Source organism: Amycolatopsis sp. NPDC114484 (assembly GCF_055633755.1).
On the sequence record NZ_JBVKDQ010000057.1, the window covers coordinates 1 to 5,668 of the forward strand.

Annotated in this window: 5 protein-coding genes; all 5 read left to right on the plus strand. The window is 69.2% G+C overall.

Annotation, left to right across the window (positions count from 1 at the left end; translation table 11 throughout):
- Nucleotides 1–815: OB-fold nucleic acid binding domain-containing protein (locus ACZ7SW_RS46695; RefSeq protein WP_342029845.1), on the plus strand; the 815-nt coding region annotated here is incomplete at its 5' end.
- Nucleotides 815–2,284 carry an MFS transporter gene (locus ACZ7SW_RS46700; protein ID WP_470236828.1) on the plus strand — a complete coding sequence of 490 codons (1,470 nt, stop codon included), beginning with the start codon at nt 815–817 and terminating at the stop codon, nt 2,282–2,284. The genes ACZ7SW_RS46695 and ACZ7SW_RS46700, both read left to right, overlap by 1 nt.
- 925 nt (nt 2,285–3,209) lie before the next feature.
- Nucleotides 3,210–3,479: a MerR family transcriptional regulator gene (locus ACZ7SW_RS46705; protein ID WP_470236829.1), complete on the plus strand. Its 270-nt coding sequence runs from the start codon at nt 3,210–3,212 to the stop codon at nt 3,477–3,479.
- 72 nt (nt 3,480–3,551) lie between these two features.
- Nucleotides 3,552–4,019, plus strand: coding sequence for a GyrI-like domain-containing protein (locus ACZ7SW_RS46710; protein ID WP_470236830.1), 468 nt, complete (start codon nt 3,552–3,554; stop codon nt 4,017–4,019).
- 102 nt (nt 4,020–4,121) lie between these two features.
- Nucleotides 4,122–5,312 (plus strand): low temperature requirement protein A, encoded by a 1,191-nt coding sequence (locus ACZ7SW_RS46715; RefSeq protein WP_470236831.1) that lies wholly within the window; start codon nt 4,122–4,124, stop codon nt 5,310–5,312.
- Nucleotides 5,313–5,668 lie beyond the last annotated feature (356 nt).

The window sequence follows — 5,668 nt, forward strand, 5'->3', positions numbered from 1 at the left end:
CGCGGCTGTCGATGATCCAGGTGCACGAGGACGCGGTGGAAGCCGTGGTGCCGCTCAAGCGCCAGGAAGCGATGGGCCAGTTCGACCTCTTCGGCTCGTTCGGAGCCGACGACGGCGACTCGGCCGAGGCAGCGCCGTCGTCCTCGCCGCTCGCGCACCTCAAGTTCGGCGAGGAGGAGTATCCGCGCAAGCAGCTCCTCGCCTACGAGCGCGAAATGCTGGGCCTGTACGTGTCGGCGCACCCGCTCGACGGGGCCGAGCGCATCCTGCGCAAACACGCGCCGAAGCCGATCGCCGCGCTGCTCGCCGACCCGCCGAAGGAGGGCGAGGTCGTCATCTCCGGCCTGCTCACCTCGCTCGAACGCCGGGTCAACAAGAAGGGCGAGCCCTGGGCGATCTGCACCGTCGAGGACATGGACGCCGCCCTCGAAGTGCTGTTCTTCGCCAAGGCGTACTCGATGTTCGCCGCGGACCTGGTCGAGGACAACGCGGTGCTGGTGAAGGGCCGGGTCAACTGGCGCGAGGACAAGATGTCGGTGTTCGGCGGCGGGCTCGTGCCGCTGGACCTCTCCGAGATCGGCAACGGCGACGAGGAACCGCCGCTGGTGCTGCTGGCCGCCGCCGAGAAGATCGACCAGGCGGTGGTCAGCGAACTGAAGTCGACGCTGCTGGCGCACAAGGGCGATACGCCGGTGCACCTCAAGCTCGTCGGCAAGAACCAGACGGTCTTCGCGCTTTACGATTACCCCGTGAAGGTCAGTTCGATGCTCATCGGTGAGCTCAAGGGCATCCCTGGGATCACCGCCAACACCTGATGACCGGGGCGGAGCCGGATCCCCGCCGGTGGCGGGCGCTCGCGGTCACCCTCGCCGCCGGGTTCATGACGTTGCTGGACGTCAGCATCGTCAACACGGCTCTGCCCTCGATCCAGCGCGACCTCCACACCGGCGCGGGCACCATCCAGTGGGTCGTCTCGGGCTACGCGCTCACCTTCGGCTTGGTCCTGGTCACCGGCGGCAGGCTCGGCGACGCGCTGGGCCGGCGCCGGATGTTCCTGATCGCGCTGGCCGCGTTCGTCGCGACGAGCGCGCTCGCCGGAGCGGCGTCCGACCCGGCGACGCTCGTCGCCGCCCGGCTCGCCCAGGGCTGTGCCGCGGGCATGCTGACGCCGCAGAACAGCGGCCTGATCCAGGACCTGTTCCGCGGTGCCGAGCGCGGCCGGGCGTTCGGCATGTTCGGCGCGGTCGTCGGCATCTCCACCGCGGTCGGGCCGGTGCTCGGCGGCGTGATCCTCGCGCTGTTCGGCGACCCGGACGGCTGGCGGTGGGTGTTCTACGTGAACGTGCCGATCGGCGTCGTCGCGTTCGGGCTCGCGATGAAGCTGCTGCCGCGCGCGGACCGGCGGAAGTTCCGGCTGCGCACGGAAATCGACTTCGTCGGGATCGTGCTGCTGGCCGTCGCGGTGCTCGGCGTGCTGCTGCCGCTCGTGCAGTCCGAACGGGGCGGGCTGGGCCGGTTCTGGTGGCTGTTCGGGGTGGCGATCGTCTTCGGCGTGGCGTTCGTGTGGTGGGAACTGCGCGTCACGCGAAGGAATCTGCCGCCGCTGCTGGACATCCGGCTCTTCACTGACACTCCGGGCTACGCCAGCGGCGCGGCGGTCGGGGCGCTGTACTTCTGCGGGTTCGCGGGGATCTGGCTGGTGTTCGCGCTCTTCTTCCAACAGGGGCTCGGGTACACGCCGCTGCAGTCGGGGCTGGCGGTCACGCCGTTCGCGTTGAGTTCGGCGGTGACCGCGGCGGTCGCCGGGCGGCTCGTGGCCCGGTTCGGCCGAAGGCTGACCGTTGCTGGTTTGAGCATCGTCGCGCTCTCGCTGTTGTCCGTGGCGTTGGTCGTGCAGCTGGTACCGCCGTCGGCCGCGGGGTTCGCAGTGGCCGGCCCGCTGCTGATCGGCGGGATCGGCGGCGGGATGGTGATCTCGCCGAACACGACGCTCACCCTCGAATGCGTGCCGAACCGGCTGGCCGGCGTCGCCGGGGGAGCGCTGCAGACCGGCCAGCGGATCGGCACCGCGATCGGCACGGCCGTGCTGGCGTCGGTGTTCGAATCGATGGTCCCGGCGGCCGGGCACCAGACCGCGCTCACCGCGGCGATGTGCTGCGCGGCCGGCCTCACCCTGGTCGCGCTCGCTTTCGCGGCCCTGGAACTGCGCGCCCGCCGGCGGCGTGCCATCCTGACGGAGGACCACCAAGCTGCGCAATCCGCAGCGAATATTCACCGTACGTGATCTGGCAACGCTTATCTTGCCTGTCCGGTGAGCTACTTACCGCCACTAGGTGATACTCCATCCGGGTGACAGGTGACCTTCGACCCTAGTGCTACTCAGAGCAACCGAGTAGACCTTATGGAGCCTTCAGAACGGCACTTTGGCTACCTACAGTGGCAATTCGTTCGATCGACCGGGGATGGGTCGATCGGCCGAGCGGCCCGGGAGTCCGAAGTTCCGGGGAATGGACACCCGGAGTCGCATTCCGGTACGAAATTCGTCGGCGTCCGCGGGGGACCGTACGGCGAATCGCCGGGGCACTGCCCGGAGTGGCCAGCCGAGTGCGCGCGCGAAGGCAACGGGGCGGGCCCGGGCGAGGGGGAACCGGGCCCGCCCGTCCTTCTCGTCCGGCTGGATCTTGCTCTGGGCTGCCCGCGGATGTTCCGAGCGGGAGATCGCTCCTGCGAGCGCCTTGTCCGTGCCGTTTGAGGTTGCCTGCGGGCCTGGCCGCGCGGTTCGGGAGGTTTGGCCGCGTGAAGGTTGCCTGCGGGGCCTGGTCGCGCAGTTCGGGAGGTTCGGCCGTTTGAGGTCGTCTTCGCCTCCGGTCACGCGGTTCGGGATGTTCCACCGCTTGACCGTCCCTTCGGGTCCGGCCCGCGCAGCTCGGGGTGTTCCGCCCCCTGACGTTGCCTGCGGGCCTGGCCGCGCGGTTCGGGAGGTTCGGCCCGCTTGACGTTGCCTTCGGCCCGGTCGCGCGGCGCGGATGTTCCGCCACTTGACGGTCCCTTCGAGCCTGCCCACGCGGTTCAGGATGCTTCGCCGCTTGACGTCGCCTCTTGCACGCAGAGCGTGCTTCAACTCCGGCCGCACGGCCGGGAAGGCTCGCCCCTTGACCTTCCCCTCGGGGACGGCCCCACGCTCAGGGCGTTCCGAACGAGGGAGACCCATGACGGACCTGCTCGCCATCGGCGCGTTCGCGCGCCTGGCCCGCCTTTCGCCCAAAGCGCTGCGGCGCTACGACGAGACGAACCTGCTGCCACCCGCCCGCGTCGACCCGGACACCGGCTACCGCTGGTACTCGCCGGACCAGCTCGGCCGGGCTCGCCGCGTCGTCCAGCTGCGCGGGCTCGAGATGCCGCTGCCGAGGATCCGGGCCGTCCTCGACCTGTCGCCGGACGCCGCGGCAGCCGAGGTCCGCGCCTACTGGGAAGAGTAGGAGCGGGCGTGGCACGCGAAGCGGGAACTCGCCGGGTTCTTCCTCGACCAACTGGCCGGGAAGGAAACCCCGATGTACGACGTGTCCGTCCGCGAAATGCCCGCCCACGCGCTGCTCGCCACCTCCGAGCACCTGACCGCCGACCGGATCGGCGAGTTCGCCGCCCCGCTCTTCGCCTTCTTCGGCGACCCGGCGGTCCCCCGCCCGGAAGGCAGCGCCGGACGGCCGTTCCTGCGCTACCACGGCGAAATCAGCAATGACAGCGACGGCCTGGTCGAATTCTGCTGCCCGATCGACCCCGAAGGCGGGGAAATCGCCTTTCCGGAGATGACGCTCAGCACCGACGACGCGGGCCGCGAGGCTTACGTCACCGTGCCGAAGGCGAACATGATGACCGCGCTCGGCGCCGAGTCGCTGCACCGCTGGCTGGCTGACCACGAGGTCGAGGCTGATTGGAAGCCGCGCCAGATCTTCCTGTGCGATCCCGGGACGGCCGGCCTCGACGATCCGGTCTTCGAACTGGCGGTCCGGCTGCGCTGAGACGTCCGGTTTCACCCGGTTCCGGCTGCTCGGGGATGTCGCGCTCGCGCACGGCCGTCGATCATGTTGGGATGGCCGCGTTCTGCGAAGAGGGGAGCGCTCATGGCCCAGGAGGCAACGCCGGGCAACCGGATCCGGGTGTGGTACCGACCGATGCGGGCGCGCGACACCAGCGAAGGGCACCGCGCGTCGACGCCGCTGGAATTGCTGTTCGACCTGTGTTTCGTGGTCGCCGTCGGCCAGGCCGCCGCGCAACTGCACCACGCGCTTTCCGAAGGCCACGTCGGGCACGGCGTGCTCAGTTTCGGGATGGTGTTCTTCGCGATCTGGTGGGGCTGGCTGAACTTCAGCTGGTTCGCGTCGGCGTTCGACACCGACGACGTGCCCTACCGGCTCGCCACTCTCGTCCAGATCGCCGGCGGCCTGACCGTCGCGGCCGGCGTGGACAAAGCCTTCGAAGGCGACTTCACGATCGTGGTCATCGGGTACGTCCTGATGCGGCTCGCGGCGGTCGCGCAGTGGTTGCGCGCGGCGCGGCAGTCACCGGGATTGCGCACCACCGCGTACCGCTACGCGGCGGGCATCACCGCCTGCCAGATCCTGTGGGTCGTCCGGCTCGCGATTCCCGGCACCGCGGGGTTCGTCGGCTTCTTTGTCATCCTGCTGCTGGAACTCGCGGTGCCGGCGGTGGCGGAGTCGCGGACTACCACGCCGTGGCACTCGCATCACATCGCCGAGCGGTACGGGCTTTTCACGCTGATCGTGCTCGGCGAAACCGTGCTCAGCGCCACCAACGCGGTGAAAGAGGGGATCGCGGAGGGCGAGCACACCGGGGAGCTGGTTTCGCTGGCTGTCGCGGGCCTGGTCCTGGTCTTCTCGATGTGGTGGCTCTACTTCGACCAGCCGGGGCACGCCCGCCTCGAACGCGGTAACTCGCGGTGGACCGCGTTGAGCTGGGGATACGGGCACTACCTGATTTTCGCTTCGGCGGCGGCTGTCGGCGCGGGGCTGGAACTGGCGGTCGGCTTCGACAGCGGGAAGGCACACGTCAGCGGCATCGTGACCGCGCTGGCCGTGACGATCCCGGTCGCGGTCTTCCTGCTCAGCGTGTGGCTGCTGCACATCGGCCCGGCGAACGAATGCCGTCCGATCGCGATCGGCTTCCCGGCGGCCGCGGTGCTCGTGCTCGCGGCGTCGTTCGGCCCGGCGCCGATCCACGTGACGGCGGCTCTCGCGGCAGTGCTCGTCGGGGTCACGGTGATCGCGACGCACGGGGAGCGCGAGCCGGGCTGACCGGCTTGGGCCGCCTTGGGGCTGTGGTCGCCGGATCGACGCAGGTCAGGGGCTTGGCGCGAAAAAAGGGACCCCCCTGTTCGAGGGCTGTTTCGGGCCGTGTAATGTTCTCTTCGTCGCCAGGGAGACCGGGCGGCCACCGGGAACACGAACCAAGCTCCCACAGTAGTGGTAGAGTGGGTGGTCCCAAACCTCCGGAGCTGAACCAGCCCCCGACGAAGCCTCGAGCTTCCCAGGGTGTAGAGTTGGACTCCGGAAAAACAAAAGCTTGAAATAACGCATCGAGCTTGGCCTGGTTGATTCCGGGGTTGGTTCGGGGTGTGTTGCTTGAGAACTCAACAGTGTGCTAGTGAACT